At 64.4% G+C, this 16,295-nt stretch carries 21 protein-coding genes; all 21 read right to left on the reverse strand.

Going from position 1 to position 16,295, the window contains the following annotated elements:
- Positions 1–45 precede the first annotated feature (45 nt).
- The 21 genes from nuoK to OKW76_RS03705 all read right to left on the reverse strand — a co-directional run bounded on the left by nuoK (position 46) and on the right by OKW76_RS03705 (position 16,244).
- Complete coding sequence (gene nuoK, locus OKW76_RS03605) at positions 46–351, reverse strand: NADH-quinone oxidoreductase subunit NuoK (RefSeq protein ID WP_256507148.1); 306 nt, start codon at positions 349–351, stop codon at positions 46–48.
- Complete coding sequence (locus OKW76_RS03610) at positions 348–959, reverse strand: NADH-quinone oxidoreductase subunit J (protein ID WP_256507147.1); 612 nt, start codon at positions 957–959, stop codon at positions 348–350. The genes nuoK and OKW76_RS03610 overlap by 4 nt, the downstream gene beginning before the upstream one ends.
- A 146-nt stretch (positions 960–1,105) precedes the next feature.
- Positions 1,106–1,591, reverse strand: a complete 486-nt coding sequence (nuoI, locus tag OKW76_RS03615) for an NADH-quinone oxidoreductase subunit NuoI (protein WP_265551222.1) — start codon at positions 1,589–1,591, stop codon at positions 1,106–1,108.
- A complete protein-coding gene (gene nuoH / locus OKW76_RS03620) occupies positions 1,588–2,640 on the reverse strand; it encodes an NADH-quinone oxidoreductase subunit NuoH (RefSeq protein ID WP_265551224.1) in 1,053 nt (350 codons plus the stop codon). The genes nuoI and nuoH overlap by 4 nt, the downstream gene beginning before the upstream one ends.
- On the reverse strand, positions 2,637–3,035 hold the full coding sequence (locus OKW76_RS03625; protein ID WP_265551226.1) for a clan AA aspartic protease: 399 nt from the start codon (positions 3,033–3,035) through the stop codon (positions 2,637–2,639). The genes nuoH and OKW76_RS03625 overlap by 4 nt, the downstream gene beginning before the upstream one ends.
- Before the next feature lie 5 nt (positions 3,036–3,040).
- Positions 3,041–5,047, reverse strand: a complete 2,007-nt coding sequence (nuoG, locus tag OKW76_RS03630; RefSeq protein ID WP_265551228.1) for an NADH-quinone oxidoreductase subunit NuoG — start codon at positions 5,045–5,047, stop codon at positions 3,041–3,043.
- A 10-nt stretch (positions 5,048–5,057) separates the two neighbouring features.
- Entirely contained in the window at positions 5,058–5,288 is a 231-nt protein-coding gene (locus OKW76_RS03635) for a hypothetical protein (RefSeq protein ID WP_265551230.1), read from the reverse strand.
- On the reverse strand, positions 5,285–6,589 hold the full coding sequence (nuoF, locus tag OKW76_RS03640) for an NADH-quinone oxidoreductase subunit NuoF (RefSeq protein WP_265551232.1): 1,305 nt from the start codon (positions 6,587–6,589) through the stop codon (positions 5,285–5,287). The genes OKW76_RS03635 and nuoF overlap by 4 nt, the downstream gene beginning before the upstream one ends.
- Position 6,590: 1 nt before the next feature.
- The gene (locus OKW76_RS03645; RefSeq protein ID WP_265551234.1) at positions 6,591–6,761 is read right to left on the reverse strand and encodes a hypothetical protein; all 171 of its coding nucleotides are present in this window, start codon (positions 6,759–6,761) and stop codon (positions 6,591–6,593) included.
- Complete coding sequence (locus OKW76_RS03650; RefSeq protein WP_265551236.1) at positions 6,758–7,435, reverse strand: complex I 24 kDa subunit family protein; 678 nt, start codon at positions 7,433–7,435, stop codon at positions 6,758–6,760. Before OKW76_RS03650 ends, OKW76_RS03645 begins: the two co-directional genes overlap by 4 nt.
- A gap of 75 nt (positions 7,436–7,510) precedes the next feature.
- On the reverse strand, positions 7,511–8,746 hold the full coding sequence (locus OKW76_RS03655) for an NADH-quinone oxidoreductase subunit D (protein WP_256507140.1): 1,236 nt from the start codon (positions 8,744–8,746) through the stop codon (positions 7,511–7,513).
- Positions 8,746–9,591: an NADH-quinone oxidoreductase subunit C gene (locus OKW76_RS03660; RefSeq protein WP_265551238.1), complete on the reverse strand. Its 846-nt coding sequence runs from the start codon at positions 9,589–9,591 to the stop codon at positions 8,746–8,748. The genes OKW76_RS03655 and OKW76_RS03660 overlap by 1 nt, the downstream gene beginning before the upstream one ends.
- Before the next feature lie 2 nt (positions 9,592–9,593).
- Positions 9,594–10,172: a NuoB/complex I 20 kDa subunit family protein gene (locus OKW76_RS03665; RefSeq protein ID WP_416221841.1), complete on the reverse strand. Its 579-nt coding sequence runs from the start codon at positions 10,170–10,172 to the stop codon at positions 9,594–9,596.
- Positions 10,163–10,537 (reverse strand): NADH-quinone oxidoreductase subunit A, encoded by a 375-nt coding sequence (locus tag OKW76_RS03670; protein WP_265551240.1) that lies wholly within the window; start codon positions 10,535–10,537, stop codon positions 10,163–10,165. The genes OKW76_RS03665 and OKW76_RS03670 overlap by 10 nt, the downstream gene beginning before the upstream one ends.
- Before the next feature lie 138 nt (positions 10,538–10,675).
- Positions 10,676–11,497 carry an inositol monophosphatase family protein gene (locus tag OKW76_RS03675; protein WP_256507137.1) on the reverse strand — a complete coding sequence of 274 codons (822 nt, stop codon included), beginning with the start codon at positions 11,495–11,497 and terminating at the stop codon, positions 10,676–10,678.
- 121 nt (positions 11,498–11,618) lie between these two features.
- Positions 11,619–12,182: an elongation factor P gene (gene efp / locus OKW76_RS03680; protein WP_033919948.1), complete on the reverse strand. Its 564-nt coding sequence runs from the start codon at positions 12,180–12,182 to the stop codon at positions 11,619–11,621.
- A gap of 38 nt (positions 12,183–12,220) precedes the next feature.
- Positions 12,221–12,859 (reverse strand): M23 family metallopeptidase, encoded by a 639-nt coding sequence (locus OKW76_RS03685; protein WP_265551244.1) that lies wholly within the window; start codon positions 12,857–12,859, stop codon positions 12,221–12,223.
- 12 nt (positions 12,860–12,871) lie between these two features.
- Positions 12,872–13,906 carry a L,D-transpeptidase family protein gene (locus OKW76_RS03690; RefSeq protein ID WP_265551246.1) on the reverse strand — a complete coding sequence of 345 codons (1,035 nt, stop codon included), beginning with the start codon at positions 13,904–13,906 and terminating at the stop codon, positions 12,872–12,874.
- Positions 13,907–13,991: 85 nt separating this feature from the next.
- Positions 13,992–14,675 (reverse strand): thiamine phosphate synthase, encoded by a 684-nt coding sequence (gene thiE / locus OKW76_RS03695; RefSeq protein WP_265551248.1) that lies wholly within the window; start codon positions 14,673–14,675, stop codon positions 13,992–13,994.
- A gap of 63 nt (positions 14,676–14,738) precedes the next feature.
- Entirely contained in the window at positions 14,739–15,638 is a 900-nt protein-coding gene (locus OKW76_RS03700; protein WP_265551250.1) for a fructose bisphosphate aldolase, read from the reverse strand.
- 78 nt (positions 15,639–15,716) lie between these two features.
- Positions 15,717–16,244, reverse strand: a complete 528-nt coding sequence (locus OKW76_RS03705; RefSeq protein WP_265551252.1) for a DUF1440 domain-containing protein — start codon at positions 16,242–16,244, stop codon at positions 15,717–15,719.
- Positions 16,245–16,295 lie beyond the last annotated feature (51 nt).

Here is a 16,295-nt window from a genome sequence, read left to right on the forward strand (position 1 = left end):
AGACCCCAGCTTTCGCTGGGGTGACGTTCAATAGCGACACCCGGCTCACCCCTTCATCCGATTGGCATCGTCGACCGCGATCGAACCGCGCCCACGGAAATAGATCACCAGGATCGCCAGCCCGATCGCTGCCTCGCCCGCAGCGACGGTCAGCACGAACATCGCGAACACCTGCCCCACCAGATCGCCCAGATACGCCGAGAAGGCGACCAGGTTCAGGTTCACCGCGAGCAGGATCAGCTCGATCGCCATCAGGATGATGATCAGGTTCTTGCGGTTGAGGAAAATCCCCATCACGCCAAGCGCGAACAGGATCGCCCCGACGACGAGATAATGGTTGAGGCCGATCACAATTCCACCCCCGTGCCGACCGGCTGGTTGACCTTGCGCACCGCATCCTTGGCGCGGCGGTTGACCTGCGCCGAGATGTTCTGCGCACGCACCCCGCCGCGTTCGCGATGCGTCAGCACGATCGCGCCGATCATCGCCACCAGCAGCACCAGCCCTGCCCCTTCGAACACGAACAGGTAGCGCGTATAGAGCAGCCGGCCGATCGCCTCGATATTGGGCACCGCGGCATCGATCGGCGCGATGCGCGTCGATAGCTCGATCCCGCCGACGCTCCAGGCGCCGACGCCGATCATGATCTCGGCCGCCAGCGCCACCGCCAGCGCGATGCCGATCGGCAGATAGCGCACGAACCCGGCGCGCAGTTCGGCGAAGTCGATGTCGAGCATCATCACGACGAACAGGAACAGCACCGCGACCGCGCCGACATATACCACCACCAGCAGCATCGCGATGAACTCCGCGCCGACCAGCACCATCAGCCCCGCGGCGTTGAAGAACGCCAGGATCAGCCACAACACCGAATGCACCGGGTTGCGCGCGGTGATCACCAGCGCCGCCGACAGCACGACGATGCTCGCGAAGAGATAAAAGGCGATTGCCTGGATCAACGAAGCGACTCCATCAGCGCCGCCGTCGCTCCTGCGAAAGCAGGAGCATCGCAGAAACGAAGCGTGCCCTTGCGGCACGAGATCCCAGCTTTCGCTGGGATGACGACAATAGCGTGAATCATGCTGACCCCTTGTGAACCGGTCGCTTAACGGTACGGCGCGTCGGCGGCAAGGTTTGCGGCGATCGCGCGTTCCCAGCGGTCGCCGTTCGCGAGCAGCTTGTCCTTGTGATAGATCAGCTCTTCGCGCGTTTCGGTCGAAAATTCGAAATTCGGTCCCTCGACGATCGCATCGACCGGGCATGCCTCGGCGCACAGGCCGCAATAGATGCACTTGGTCATGTCGATATCGTAGCGCGTCGTGCGGCGGCTGCCGTCTTCGCGTGGCTCGGCCTCGATCGTGATTGCCAGCGCCGGGCACACCGCCTCGCACAGCTTGCACGCGATGCAGCGTTCCTCGCCATTGGGATACCGGCGAAGCGCATGCTCACCCCGGAAGCGCGGGCTGATCGGGTTCTTCTCGTACGGGTAGTTGATCGTCGCCTTGGGCTTGAAGAAATACTGAAGCGTCAGCGCGTGCGCCTTCAAAAACTCCCACAACGTGAAAGAGCGGACGACCTGGGCGAAACTCATGCCGAAACTCCATAGCGCGTCAGCATCAGGAAGCCCGACACGAGGAAAACGAAAAACAGGCTGAGCGGCAGGAACACCTTCCAACCCAGCCGCATCAGCTGGTCGTAGCGATAGCGCGGCACCGTCGCCTTGATCCACGAGAAGACGAAGAAGAAGAACAGGATCTTGGCGAACAGCCAGATGATTCCTGGCACCAGATACAGCGGCGCCCAATCGAACGGCGGCAGATAGCCACCCCAGAAAAGCAGCGCGTTGAGCGTGCACATCAGGATGACGTTGGCGTATTCACCCAACCAGAACAGCGCGAACGCCATCGACGAATATTCGGTCTGGTAGCCCGCGACGAGCTCGCTCTCGGCCTCGGTAAGGTCGAACGGCGCGCGCGCGGTCTCGGCCAGCGACGAGATCAGGAACACCACCGCCATCGGGAACAGCAACGGGTTGAAGCCGAAGCCATTGATGAAGCCGAAGATCGTGCCGCGCTGCGCCTCAACGATGCCCGACAGGTTGAACGTCCCCGCCCACAGCACCACCGACACCAGCACGAAACCGATCGCGACTTCGTAGCTCACCATCTGCGCCGCCGCCCGCAGCGCCGAATAAAACGGATATTTCGAATTCGACGCCCAACCCGAGATGATCACCCCGTAAACGCCCAGCGACGACGCCGCGAGAATGTAGAGCAGCCCGACATTGATGTCGGCCAGCACCACGCCCGCCTGAAACGGCACCACCGCCCACACGATCAGCGCCACGGTGAAGGTGATGATCGGCGCGAGCAGGAACAGCCCCTTGTTGGCGCTGGTCGGGATGATGGTTTCCTGTAGGAACACCTTCAGACCATCGGCGAACGACTGGAGCAGCCCGAAGGGCCCCACGACGTTGGGTCCCTTGCGCAGCGCCATCGCCGCCCAGATCTTGCGATCGGCATAGATGATCATCGCCACCGCCAGCATCAGCGGCAATGCGATCACCAAGATGCCGACGATCGTCGCGGTAAACCACGCGCCCTCATAGCCAAGGCCGAGCGACTGGAAGAAACTGGTCATTCGGGATGCTCCGTCCGCATGCCCATTGCGAGCGATACGGCGATGTTCGGACTGTTAGGATTGACGGTAAGCGCCTGACGCGATGGGTGAATTACCACGTCCATGTCTTCCATCGGAATCGCGCCCAGCAGCGTTTGGTTACCCAGCACCAGCGCGCCTACCAGACATTGGCGATTCTCGAACGCGATACGCACCGGCCCGACATAGTCGACCATATGCGCCTTGCCATCGGCGATCGTGACTTCGCGCCGATCGAGCACCGGCAGGCGCAGCTGGGTCGCCACGTGCTGCGGGATGCAGAGGTGCAGCGCGCCGCTGTCCACCAGCGCGCTGACGGTCATCGGCAGCAGATCGTCCTCGCGCGCGTTGGCCAACTCGATATCGGCGTGGATCAATCCCATTACTCCGCCGCCTCGGCAAAGTCCTGCCCGTGCACCAGCTCGGCCGAGCAGCGCTGCATCGTCGGGCTGGCGCGACAGATCGCGTTGGTCAAGTAGAAGTCGGCGATCGGATAGGTCACGCTTCCCGACGCCACCGTTGCCAACGCCGGCGGGTTCCAGTCGTACCGGACCAACCCCTCCTGCGCCAACGCAGGCACGTCGCTCGCCATCGCGGCGCGCAACGCGTCGAAGCTGTCGAACGGCAACCGCCGCCCCAGCACGTCGGACAGCGCGCGGAAGATCGACCAATCCTCGCGCGCGTCGCCCGGCGGGAAGACCGCACGGTCGCCGCGCTGGACTCGTCCTTCGAGGTTCACATAGGTCCCGGGCTTCTCGGCATAGCTTGCGCCCGGCAGGATCACGTCGGCATGCGCCGCGCCCCGGTCGCCGTGATGGCCGACATACACTTTGAAGCTGTTGGCGAAGCCCGCGAAATCGACCTCGTCGGCGCCTAGGAAGAACGCCAGCTTCGGCGCCGCCGCGACGATGTCGGCGATTCCGCCCGGCTGCGCATAGCCGAGCATCAGCCCACCCATCCGCGCCGCGGCGGTATGGACGACGTTGAAGCCGTTCCAACCTTCACGTACCAGATTGAGCGAACCAGCAAGTGCCAGCGCGCCACCATGCCCCGCCTTCAGCGCTCCCGGACCGACGATTACGGCGGGACGCGCGGCATCACCGAACGCCTGCGTCACCGCCTCGGGCAGGTTGCCGAGCAGCGACAGATCGTCACCAAGCCACGTGGCGCGATAGGTCAGGTCGACCTGCGGGCCGATCGCGAACACCTTGGCGCCGCGCTTGATCGCCTTGCGGATCCGCGTATTCACCAGCGGCGCTTCGTGGCGCAGGTCGCTGCCCACCAGCAGGATCGCGTCGGCATCCTCGATGCCCGCGATCGTGGTGTTGAACGCGACCGCGCCCAGCGAGGTCACGTCATACGCCATGCCCGTCTGCCGCCCTTCGAGCAGCGACGAACCAAAGCCTTCGACCAGCTTCTTGGCCGCGAACATCGTCTCGCAATCGACCAAGTCGCCGGCAATCGCCGCGACGCTCGATCCGGCACCCGCCGCAACCTGCGCGATTGCCGCAAAGGCTTCGTCCCACGATACCGCGACCAGCTTGCCGTCACGCCGGACATAGGGCTTGTCGAGCCGGCGGCGCACCAGACCGTCCACCGCGTGGCGGGTCTTGTCGTGCGCCCACTCTTCGTTGACGTCCTCGTTAATTCGCGGCAGCGCGCGCAGCACCTGGCGACCGCGGCTGTCGAGGCGGATGTTGGTGCCGACCGCGTCCATCACGTCGATTGCCAGCGTCTTCTTGAGCTCCCAAGGGCGCGCCTCGAACTGATAGGGCTTCGACGTCAGCGCACCGACCGGGCAGAGATCGACGACATTGCCGCTCAATTCGCTCGTCACCGCCTTTTCGAGATAGCTGGTAATCTGCATGTTCTCGCCGCGATAAATCGCACCGATCTCTTCGACGCCCGCGACTTCCTCGGCAAAGCGGACGCAGCGCGTGCACTGGATGCAGCGCGTCATCACCGTCTTGACGATCGGTCCCATATATTTCTCGGTCACCGCGCGCTTATGCTCGGTGTAGCGCGAATGGCCGCGCCCATAGGCCATCGTCTGGTCCTGCAGGTCGCATTCGCCGCCCTGGTCGCAGATCGGGCAATCAAGCGGATGATTGATCAGCAGGAATTCCATCACGCCCTCGCGCGCGGCCTTCACCATCGCGCTGTCGGTGCGGATTTCCTGGTTGTCGGCGGCGGGCAGCGCGCAGCTTGCCTGTGGCTTGGGCGGCCCGGGCTTCACCTCGACCAGGCACATCCGGCAATTGCCCGCGATGCTCAGCCGCTCGTGATAGCAAAAGCGCGGGATTTCCTTGCCCGCGGCTTCGCACGCCTGCAGCACCGTCGCGCCCTGCGGCACCTCGACTTCGATTCCATCGACTTTTAGCTTGGGCATCGTGTTTAACTCAATGCGAGGTGTCGGTAAGACCGAGACGCTTCTCGATCAGATCAACACGATTTTTCAGGTCGGCAACATCCGACTGTAATTGGTAGATCGACGTCATCATTCCACGGACATGATCTTCGATCGAAGACAACCGCATTCCCTGCGATACCTGTTCGCGTTTGATCATTGCTACGTCGGCCTGAATATTTTTCAGGATTTCCAGCATCAGGTCGGCTCTATCGTCGGTCACTCCGCAGCCTCCTGATACGACGCCGTCTCGCCACCCTGTCGTTCGACAATGCGCCGCTCCATTTCGGGGCGGAAATGCTTGATCAGCCCCTGGATCGGCCATGCGGCCGCATCGCCCAGCGCACAGATGGTGTGGCCCTCGACCTGCTTGGTCACCTGGTACAGCGTGTCGATCTCGGAAATGTCAGCGTCGCCGGTGCGCATCCGCTCCATCACGCGCCACATCCAGCCAGTGCCCTCGCGACATGGCGTGCACTGGCCGCAGCTCTCGTGCTTGTAGAAGTACGAGAGGCGGCTGATCGCGCGGACGATGTCGGTCGACTTGTCCATGACGATCACCGCCGCGGTACCAAGACCCGAGCCGAGCTCCTTGAGCCCGTCGAAATCCATCGGCGCGTCCATGATCTGCGCCGCCGGCACCAGCGGAACCGAAGACCCGCCGGGGATCACCGCCAGCAGATTATCCCAGCCGCCGCGAATGCCGCCGCAATGCTTTTCGATCAGCTCGCGGAACGGAATGCCCATTTCTTCCTCGACCACGCAGGGCTTTTCGACATGCCCGCTGATCTGGAAAAGCTTGGTGCCCTTGTTGTTCTCGCGCCCGAAGCCGAAAAACCATTCGGGACCGCGCCGCAGGATCGTCGGCACCACCGCGATCGACTCGACATTGTTGACCGTCGTCGGGCAGCCATAAAGGCCGGCTCCTGCCGGAAATGGCGGCTTCAGCCGCGGCTGCCCCTTCTTGCCCTCGAGGCTTTCGAGCATCGCGGTCTCTTCGCCGCAGATATACGCCCCTGCCCCGCGATGCGCGAACACATCGAAGTCATAGCCCGACCCACAGGCATTCTTGCCGAGAAAGCCGCGGTCATAGGCCTCGGCGATCGCCGCAAACAGCGTCTCGGCCTCGCGGATATATTCGCCGCGGATGTAGATATACGCCGCACGTGCGCGCATCGCGAAGCCCGCGATCAGCGCGCCTTCGATCAGCTTGTGCGGATCGTGGCGGATGATCTCACGGTCCTTGCAGCTTCCGGGCTCGGATTCATCGGCGTTGATGACCAGGAAATTGGGCCGTTCGGGCTTGGGTTCCTTGGGCATGAAGCCCCATTTGACGCCGGTCGGGAAGCCGGCGCCGCCGCGCCCGCGCAGGCCCGACGCCTTGACGCGATCGATGATCGCATCCTGGCCGATTTCCATCAGCGCCTTGGTATTGTCCCAGTCGCCGCGCGCTTCGGCAGCACCGATGTTCCACGGCTGGAAGCCATAGACGTTGGTGAAGATGCGGTCCTTGTCGTGGAGCATCCTATCGACCCTTCCCGATCGCCTTCTCGGCGAAGAAATACACCGCCACCGCGATCACGATCGCGATCAGCACGCCGACCAGCTTGATGACGCCGACCAGCAGCTGGATCGCAAGCCACAGCAGCACGATGCCGACGACGATCGCCAGCAGGATCGAAGCGATCCCCTTCACGCGCCGACACCCCATTCGCTGCGATAGTCATGATTGGCATCGACCATCGCGTGGAGGTTCGTGGTGCCGCCCTCGGCCTCGCTAGTGTGACGGCCGTTTTGCGGGCCGGGCTTGGGCGTATCGCCATTGGCCAGCGCCTCGAGGATCGCGACGGTGCGGTCATAATCGAGGTCTTCGAAATTATCGTCGTTGATCTGGACCATCGGCGCGTTGGCGCAATTGCCCATGCATTCGACCTCGGTGAGCGTGAACAGCCCGTCGGGGGTCGTCTTGCCCTTGGTCAGCCCGCGATTCTTGCACGCCGCCAGCACATCGTCCGACCCGCGCAGCATGCACGGCGTCGTGCCGCACACCTGGACGTGATAACGGCCGATCGGCGCCAGATTGTACATGGTGTAGAAAGTCGCGACCTCGAACACGCGCATATACGGCATGTCGAGATAGGCGGCGACATATTCGATCACCGGCACCGGCAGCCAGCCCTGGGTGTGCGTTTCCTCGCCCACCTGACGCTGTGCGAGGTCGAGCAGCGGCAGCGTCGCCGATTGCTGGCGCCCGGCGGGATAGCGCGCGACGATCTCGCGGGCTTTCGCAGCGCTCGCATCGCTCCACGCGAACGCGCCCCAGCGCGCGCGGGTTTCGGCTTCGTTGGGGATATGGGGTGCGTCAGCCATTCTGCTTCTTCTCACGTGATGCGACGGCGATGACCGCGACAGGCCCCTGCAACAAGGGCAACAGATTCGCGGCGCTCACCGGTCGCACTCCCCGAACACGATATCCATCGCCCCCAGGATCGCGGTCGTATCGGCGAGCATGTGGCCGCGCGACATGAAATCCATCGCCTGCAAATGGCTGAACGCGGTCGGCCGGATCTTGCAGCGATACGGCTTGTTCGACCCGTCGCTCACCAGATAGACGCCGAACTCGCCCTTGGGGCTCTCGGTCGCGACATATACTTCGCCCGCCGGAACGTGGAAGCCCTCGGTATACAGCTTGAAGTGGTGGATCAGCGCTTCCATCGAGCGCTTCATCTCGCCGCGCTTGGGCGGCACCACCTTGCGGTCGAGCGAGGCGATCGGCCCCTCGGGCATTTGCGCGAGGCACTGCTTCATGATCCGCGCCGACTGATACACTTCCTCGACGCGCACCATGAAGCGGTCGTAGCAATCGCCCTTGGTACCGACGGGAACGTCGAATTCCATCCGGTCGTACACGTCGTAGGGCTGCGACTTGCGCAGATCCCAAGGGATGCCCGCAGCGCGGATCATCGGCCCCGAAAAGCCCCATTTGATCGCGTCTTCGCGGCTCACCGTGCCGATATCGACGTTGCGCTGCTTGAAGATGCGGTTCTCGGCGACCAGGCTGATCGCGTCGCCGAACAGCCGCGGCAGCCGCGTATCGAGCCAGTCGGCGATGTCGGTCAGCAGCTTGAGCGGCACGTCCTGGTGGACGCCGCCGACGCGGAAGTAATTGGCGTGCATCCGCGCGCCCGACGCGCGCTCGTAAAAGCCCATGCAGTCTTCGCGCAGCTCGAACATCCACAGGTTCGGCGTCATCGCGCCAACGTCCATCACGTGCGAGCCAAGGTTCAGCATGTGGTTCTTGATGCGAGTCAGCTCGGCGAAGAACACGCGCAGATATTGCGCGCGCAGCGGCACCTCGAGATCGAGCAGCTTCTCGACCGCCAGCACATAGGTGTGCTCCATGCACATCGGCGAGCAGTAATCGAGCCGATCGAAATAGGGCAGCGCCTGGGTATAGGTCTTGTATTCGATCAGCTTTTCGGTGCCGCGATGGAGCAGCCCGACATGCGGATCGATCCGTTCGATGATCTCGCCATCGAGCTCCATCACCAGCCGCAACACGCCGTGCGCAGCCGGATGCTGCGGGCCGAAATTGATCGTGTAATTCTGGATTTCGACATCGCCGACCGTCGGATCGGCGGCATCGGTGCGATGGGCGATTTCGTCGAGATACTCGGCCATTACTGCTTTCCTTCCCCGCCATCGGGCGAGGGCACGTCGGGATCGACCGGCTTGTCCTTGGCCAAATTCCCCGAATCGGCTCGTCCGGCACCGGTATCGGCGCGGCTCTCGGTCACCTTCTTCTCGGTCGCCTGTGGCTGGACGTCCTTGGCGGGCGACGCCGGCGCCTTCGCTGCGTCGTCGGCGGTTACCGGCGAAGGCGCACCCTTGGCCTGCGCCTGCGGCGCGACCGCGGCCTTCTCGTCGCCGGGCAGCACATATTGCGCGCCTTCCCATGGGCTCATGAAGTCGAAGGTGCGGAAGTCCTGCGCCAGCTTCACGGGCTCATACACCACGCGCTTGGCTTCTTCCGAATAGCGCATCTCGACAAAGCCCGAGAGCGGGAAGTCCTTGCGGAACGGATGACCGCGAAAGCCATAGTCGGTCAGGATCCGGCGCAGGTCGGGATTACCGTCGAACAGCACGCCGTACATGTCGTACACCTCGCGCTCGAGCCAGCCCGCAACCGGCCAGATCGCCACGATCGACGGCACCGGCTTTTCCTCGTCGGTGACCACGCGAACGCGCAGCCGATGGTTCCGCGTCAGGCTGAGCAGATGATAGCAGACGTCGAACCGCTCGGGACGCGACGGATAGTCGACACCCGCAATCTCCATCAGCTGCTGATATTCGAGGCCGGGCGTATCGCGCAGCGCGATCATCGCGTCGTACAATTGCAGACGATCGACGGTGATCGTCACCTCGCCGACCTTGTCCTGCGCTTCGACGATCATCGCCCCCAGCGCCGTCTGCGCCAGGTCGATGGTATCGCCATTCTCGGCGTAACGGGGAGCGGGCGCCTTCATGCTCAACGCTCGATCGTGCCGATGCGGCGGATCTTCCGCTGCAACTGCATCACGCCATACAGCAACGCCTCGGCGGTCGGCGGGCACCCGGGGACGTAGATGTCCACCGGCACGATCCGGTCGCAGCCGCGAACGACGCTGTAGCTATAATGATAATAGCCGCCGCCATTGGCGCAGCTGCCCATCGAAATCACGTATTTCGGCTCAGACATCTGGTCGTACACGCGGCGAAGCGCAGGGGCCATCTTGTTGCACAAGGTGCCCGCGACGATCATCACGTCGGACTGGCGCGGCGACGCACGCGGTGCGGCGCCGAAGCGCTCCATGTCATAGCGCGGCATGTTGACGTGGATCATCTCGACCGCGCAGCATGCCAGGCCGAAGGTCATCCACCACAGGCTGCCGGTGCGCGCCCAGGTGAACAGATCCTCGGTCGAGGTGACCAGGAAACCCTTGTCGTTCAGCTCGCCATTCAGGTCGCCGAAAAACTGGTGGTCGGGCGGCGTCACCACGCTCGCACCGCCGGTCAGGCCGACGGCGCCCCGCTGGGCAGGATGCGCGGGGTTGAATTCTACTCCCAATCGAGAGCTCCCTTTTTCCAGGCGTAAATCAGGCCAAGCGCGAGTTCGGCGATGAAGATCATCATCGACGTCCAGGCCACCCAGCCCAGATCGAACACCGTCACTGCCCATGGATATAGGAACGCCGCCTCGAGATCGAAGATGATGAAGAGGATGGCGATCAGATAAAAGCGCACGTCGAACTGGCTGCGCGAATCCTCGAACGCGGGAAAGCCGCATTCATATTCGGTGAGCTTCTCGGGCGTCGGCTTGTGCGAACCGGTGAAGCGCGAGGCCACCATCGGCAGGAACACGAACGCCGACGACAGGATCAGGGCGACGCCCAGAAACAGCAGGATCGGCAGATATTGCGACAGGTCGACCAAAACATCTTCTCGCAGTTGCGGTAGGAAGTTACCGGGCTTCTAGGCGGATGGGCCTAGGGGGGCAAGGCCGCGCCAGTGTGAGAATCACTCGCAGGATACCCGCTTTGTGACCCCCCTGAGCGACCGCGGCGCGACGCGTCACGCGTTGCGCAGCGCGCCCGCCAGCAGCTTGTGCAGCTTTGAATGCATCCCGTCATTGGCGGCGAGCAACTGCTTGCGCTCCATCGGCGAATCGCCACCGCGGAAATCGGTGACGAAGCCGCCGGCCTCCTTGATCAGCAGCATCCCCGCTGCACAGTCCCAAGGCTCGAGCCCGCTTTCCCAGAAGCCGTCATAGCGGCCCGCAGCAACCCAGGCTAGGTCGAGCGAGGCGGCGCCCAACCGGCGAATGCCTGCGACTTCGGGGGCGATCGCACCGAAGATCCGGCTCCACTCGGCGAAATTGCCATGCCCCATGAACGGGATGCCGGTGGCGATCAGCGCCTCGGACATATCGCGCCGCGCCGATACGCGAAGCCGCGCATCCTGCAACCACGCCCCGCGGCCCTTTTCGGCCCAGAAACTCTCGTCGGTCAGCGGCTGATAGACCAGCGCATGCGTGATCTCGGGGCGCCCCTGCGGCCCGCGCGGATCTTCGACCGCGATCGAGATCGCGAAATGCGGCATGCCGTGGAGGAAGTTGGTGGTGCCGTCGAGCGGATCGACGATCCAGCGCGGCTTGTCGGGGTCGCCCTTGATGTCGCCTCCTTCCTCGAGCAGGAACCCCCAATCGGGGCGCGCCTTGAGGAGTTCGTCGTACAAGGTGCGCTCGGCGCGCTGGTCGGCCATCGACACGAAATCGGCGGGGCCCTTCTTCGAGACCTGCAGATGCTGGACCTCGTTGAAGTCGCGACGAAGCCGCGGCGCCGCCTTGCGCGCGGCGCGTTCCATAACGCTGAGAAGGCCGGATAGGGCTGCCATAACTTAAACCTAAAGCCCTCTCTCCTTCAGGGGAGAGGGTTGGGAGAGGGGTAGTATGGAGAGGGTGGTTACAGGCCCCTCTCCCCGGCCCTCTCCCCTGAAGGGGAGAGGGAGCAGAAGATCAATCCGCGCGCTTCACATAGGTACGCTCGTACACGTCGACGACGATCTTGGTGCCTGCGCCGATATGCGGCGGCACCATGACGCGAACGCCGTTCTCGAGGATCGCGGGCTTGTACGACGACGATGCCGTCTGGCCCTTCACCACCGCATCGGCCTCGACGATCAGCGCTTCGATCGTGTCGGGCAGTTGGACGCTGATCGGACGCTCGTCATAGCATTCCATGACCACGTCCATCCCGTCCTGCAGGAAGTCGGCAGCGTCGCCCAGCACGCCCTTGTCGAGCGTGATCTGTTCGTAATTGTCCTTGTCCATGAACGTCAGCGTGTCGCCCTCGGCGAACAGATACTGGAAATCCTTGGTGTCGAGACGAACGCGCTCGACCGACTCTGCCGAACGGAAGCGGACATTGTTCTTGCGGCCGTCGATCAGGTTCTTCAGCTCGACCTGCATATAGGCGCCGCCCTTGCCGGGCTGGGTGTGCTGAATCTTCACCGCGCGCCAGATGCCGGTTTCATATTCGATGATGTTGCCGGGACGAATGTCCACGCCGCTGATCTTCATGGGTCCTGCCTGGATTAGAAAGAGCTGAGCGCGCGGCTTTAGCGAGCGGCGGCTGTCCCGGCAAGCAGCGGCGTCGGATCGACCGCGCGGCCCTCGTGCCAGTCGTCACCGGGCTGCATCAGGTTCATCGCAAAGTGCAGGTGATAGTTGCCCGGGCCGGCGTTGCCGGTATCGCCGACATAGCCCAGCACCTCGCCTGCCCGAACGGCGAACCCCTCGCGTATCCCCGGCGCATAGCCCGCCAGATGCGCGTAATAATAGGACCAGCGGCTATCGAGCGAGCGGACGTACAAAGTCGTCCCACCGCCACCGCCGCTTTCGAACAATTTCTCGATCACGCCATCGGCCGCCGCCAGCACCGGGGTACCGCGCGGCGCCATGATGTCGTGTCCGCGATGCGCGCGCGTGCCATCGCCGCGCGGATCGCCCCAGCTCGACGCGATCGCGGCACGCGGCACCCCGGCCACCGGCACCGTCAGCAATGGCCCGTTCCAGCTGATCCGCGTGCCGGTATCGGCAAGCGGATCGACGGGTACGGCGGGAACCGCGGGTCGCTCGCGGCGAAGCGACACCAACGGCTCGCGCACGCTGCCGTTCGAACCGAACGACAGCATCGATCCGAACAGCGCGATGCCGCCCACGATCAGCAACAGGATCCCCCAACCCAGCCGATTCATCGCCTCAGCCGATCACCGCTGGAACACCGCTTTGGTGCCGGGCTTCACCATCATCGAGACGCGCGCCGCATCCCAGTTGGTCAGGCGGATACAGCCATTGCTCTCGGTACGGCCGATCTTGGCGGGCTCGGGGGTGCCGTGGATGCCATAATGCTCCTTCGACAGGTCGATCCACACGATCCCCACGGGGTTGTTGGGCCCCGGCGGCACGATCGCCTTCTCGGCATCGGGCGCGGTACCCGCGATCAGCTTGGGATCGAACGACCAGTCGGGATTGCGCGCGACGCCCTTGATCGTCCACGTCCCGATCGGCAGCGGGAACTGGCTCGACCCCATGGTGGCGCTGAACTGCCCCACCAGCCGGTCGCGCGCATCATACACCTTCAGCACGCCTTCGGATTCGTCGACCACCACGCGCTCGCCGACCGGCTGGCGCGCGTCGACGTTGAGATAGGCGAGCGTCCGCCGCCAATCGGCATCGTCGACGTCATAGTCGCGCGAAGTCGGCAGCGCGTTGGGGAACACCACTTGCTGCCCCACCTTCAGCGGCGTCTCGCGGCTGTTGAGCGCGACGAGCGTCTCGGGCGTCGTGTGGAACATCTCGGCCAGCTTTTCGAGCGGCGAGCGATACGGAATGCCCGGCAGCTTGGCCTGGTCGCCATAGTCCTCGGGCAGGTTCGCCATGAATGGGCCTGCCAGCATCGCCGGCGTCAGCGCGATCGTCTTGGTCGGGCGCCAGTTGCGATAGCGCCCCAGCACCTTGAGCGTGGCGATATCCGCCTTGCCCGTCACCGGCAGCCCGCGGCTGGTCTGGAACCCGCGCAGCGCCGCCACCAGCGATTGGCCACCTTTGCCGTCGAGCACGCCGGGACCGAAGCCCAGCTTATCGAGAATCACCTGGACGTGCAGGATGGTAGGATCGACCGCGCTGGCACTTGCGACGGCGGGCGCCGCTTGCGCGGTTGCGGCTTGCGGGGTCGCCAGCGTTGCAGTTAGCGCCATAGCGCTCGCCAGACCGCTCAAGCCCAATATCGTGCGACTACGCATATACCCTACCCCCTGTTACGCTTGTACTGTGGCAGGATAAACGACGGGTAAGCCCGATGTTTCCTCAAGCGTTACGAATTTCGCTTCAAGCCAGCAGCTGCCCGAAGCGCCGCATCGCGACTTCCTCGTCATGTCCCCACACCGCGCCCGATACCGCGAGGAAATCGGCGCCCGCCTCGATCAACGGCGGCGCATTGACCGGGGTGATCCCGCCAATCGCGACGCAGGGCATTTCGAATACCGTCGCCCACCACGACAGGATCACCGGATGCGGATGATGCCGCACTTCCTTGGTGGTCGTCGGATAGAAGGCCCCGAACGCGACATAGTCAGCCCCCGCCTCGCCGGCTTCCATCGCCAGATGCCGGCTGTCGTGGCAGGTCACGCCGATCTGCGCTGCTGGCCCCAGCACCGCACGCGCCTCGCGCGGGTCGCCATCGTCCTGCCCCAGATGGACGCCATCGGCACCCAGCCGCTTGGCAAGGCTGATGCTGTCGTTGACCAGGAACGCCACGTCATGCTCGGCGCAGATCCGCTGGAGCGGTTCGGCGAGCATCGCCGCCTTGTGCTGGTCGACGTCCTTCACCCGGAACTGGAACGCCGCGGCCGGCCCGGCGCCAAGCGCGCGCCGCAGCCGATCGGGAAAGTCGCCGCCCACGTCGAGCGGCGAGATCAGATATAGCTGGCATTTGGGGCGCCGGTCGTCGCGCTGGAACTGCACCGCGAACGAAGGGTCGAGCGGGCCTAGCGGGTCTTCGATATCATCCATCGACGCCCCCTAGCCGCTCGCGGCGGTCGCGGGAAGAAGGATGCACCTCCCGCCCGCCCCGGTTCAGGCCGCGACCTTCTGCGTCGACGCCGCGTGGATCTCGTCGATCGCACCGCCCAGCGCCGCATCGAACTCGGCGTCGCTCATGCCGTGGCGCAGATCGGCCAGCAACGCGCGGCTGAAGCTGGCGATCATCTCGCGATTCTTCGCCAGTTCGGTGCACGCCTGCGGCCGCTCGAACCCGCCCGACAGCGCCACGACACGAAGCACGCGCGGATGCTCGACCAGCGCGTCGAAGGTGCACGGCTTGGCGGGGATCGACAGCTTCAGCATCACCTTGTCGTCGCCCGGCATCGCATCGAGCGCCTTCACCAGCGAATCGCGCAGCAGCACGTCTGCTGCCTCGCGCTCGGCGCTCTTGATGTTCACCTCGGGCTCGAGGATCGGCATCAGGCCGGCGGCGATCACCTGCTGCGCCACCGCGATCTGCTGCGCCACCACCGCGTCGATCCCGGCTGCATTGGCGAGGTGAACCACCGACCGCTCCTTGGTACCGAACACCCCCAGGTCGCGGGCGCGCGCCAGCAGCGCATTGAGCCCGGGCATAGGCTTGAGCAACTGCACCCCGTTCGCCTCGTCCTCGAGCCCCTTGTCGATCTTGAGGAACGGCACCACGCCGCGCTCGATCAGCGCCTGCGGGGCGGGTTTGCCCTCGACCATGCCGTCCATCGTCCGCTCGAACAGGATCGCGCCGATCACCTTGTCCCCGCTGAACGCGGGCGAGGTGATGATCCGGCTGCGCATCTGGTGGATCAGCGCGAACATCTCCTCGTCGCCCTCCCAGGCACCGTCCGCGACGCCATAGGCGGCCAGCGCCTTGGGGGTCGAACCGCCCGACTGGTCGAGCGCGGCGATGAAACCATTCCCCTCGGCGATCTTTGCGGTCATCTCGGCGGTATTCATGTCGGTCTCTCCGGGTAGCGGCCTGCCGCAGCTATTGGCCCGGCCTTAAAGAGCGTACTGGCAAGCCGCAACAGCCCGCTATCGGGCGCGTAGCAGCCGGCGCACGCCCAGCCGCACGGCTTCGGTGACGCTGCCGAACACCACATGCGATGCCGCCGAATAGAGATGCGTCGACGCCGGGGTTTCGCTGAGGCCCGCCCCGAGCCCGCTCGCCGGCACCGCGATCTCGTCGAGCAGCGCGAAGGTCGACATACCGAAGCCGCTGCCGAAGCCCTTGGTCACCGCAGGGCGGAACTCGGCGGCGATGCCATAGGCCAGACCCAGCGCGCCACCCAGCGCGTAATGCACTGCATTGCCCGCCCCGGCCTTGGCTTCGTCGGCCAGCTCCTCGCCGGTCGCCAGCGCAGACAGCCGCTCGGCTGCCTTCACCGTCGCGGGCTCCTCGTCCGAACCGGCATCGTCGCCGCTGCCCATCAGCTTCGACGTCACCGCCTGAAACTGGTTCATCGCAAACGACGCCACCAGCCCTGCCGCCAACCCCGCCAACGCTCCTTTGGCGACATCCTCGATCGAAGGGGTGACCGCGATATCCGAACCGTTCTGCATGCGCATTCTCCTGAGCCGTTCGCTGAACCGCCAAGGCGTCGCCGCGTTCCG

The sequence above is a fragment of the Sphingomonas sp. S1-29 genome (assembly GCF_026167545.1).
In the GTDB taxonomy this organism is placed as follows: domain Bacteria; phylum Pseudomonadota; class Alphaproteobacteria; order Sphingomonadales; family Sphingomonadaceae; genus Sphingomonas.

What these genes read in the sequence shown, in the direction of transcription:
- efp (WP_033919948.1), bottom strand. Translation starts at nt 12,182, where the DNA reads ATGAAGATCAGCGGCGTGGACATTCGTCCCGGCAACATCATCGAATAT.
- nuoI (WP_265551222.1), bottom strand. Translation starts at nt 1,591, where the DNA reads ATGAGTTTCGCCCAGGTCGTCCGCTCTTTCACGTTGTGGGAGTTTTTG.
- nuoH (WP_265551224.1), bottom strand. Translation starts at nt 2,640, where the DNA reads ATGACCAGTTTCTTCCAGTCGCTCGGCCTTGGCTATGAGGGCGCGTGG.
- OKW76_RS03685 (WP_265551244.1), bottom strand. Translation starts at nt 12,859, where the DNA reads ATGAATCGGCTGGGTTGGGGGATCCTGTTGCTGATCGTGGGCGGCATC.
- OKW76_RS03650 (WP_265551236.1), bottom strand. Translation starts at nt 7,435, where the DNA reads ATGGCTGACGCACCCCATATCCCCAACGAAGCCGAAACCCGCGCGCGC.
- thiE (WP_265551248.1), bottom strand. Translation starts at nt 14,675, where the DNA reads ATGGATGATATCGAAGACCCGCTAGGCCCGCTCGACCCTTCGTTCGCG.
- OKW76_RS03705 (WP_265551252.1), bottom strand. Translation starts at nt 16,244, where the DNA reads ATGCAGAACGGTTCGGATATCGCGGTCACCCCTTCGATCGAGGATGTC.
- OKW76_RS03675 (WP_256507137.1), bottom strand. Translation starts at nt 11,497, where the DNA reads ATGGCAGCCCTATCCGGCCTTCTCAGCGTTATGGAACGCGCCGCGCGC.
- OKW76_RS03690 (WP_265551246.1), bottom strand. Translation starts at nt 13,906, where the DNA reads ATGCGTAGTCGCACGATATTGGGCTTGAGCGGTCTGGCGAGCGCTATG.
- nuoG (WP_265551228.1), bottom strand. Translation starts at nt 5,047, where the DNA reads ATGCCCAAGCTAAAAGTCGATGGAATCGAAGTCGAGGTGCCGCAGGGC.
- nuoF (WP_265551232.1), bottom strand. Translation starts at nt 6,589, where the DNA reads ATGCTCCACGACAAGGACCGCATCTTCACCAACGTCTATGGCTTCCAG.
- OKW76_RS03660 (WP_265551238.1), bottom strand. Translation starts at nt 9,591, where the DNA reads ATGAAGGCGCCCGCTCCCCGTTACGCCGAGAATGGCGATACCATCGAC.
- OKW76_RS03700 (WP_265551250.1), bottom strand. Translation starts at nt 15,638, where the DNA reads ATGAATACCGCCGAGATGACCGCAAAGATCGCCGAGGGGAATGGTTTC.
- OKW76_RS03655 (WP_256507140.1), bottom strand. Translation starts at nt 8,746, where the DNA reads ATGGCCGAGTATCTCGACGAAATCGCCCATCGCACCGATGCCGCCGAT.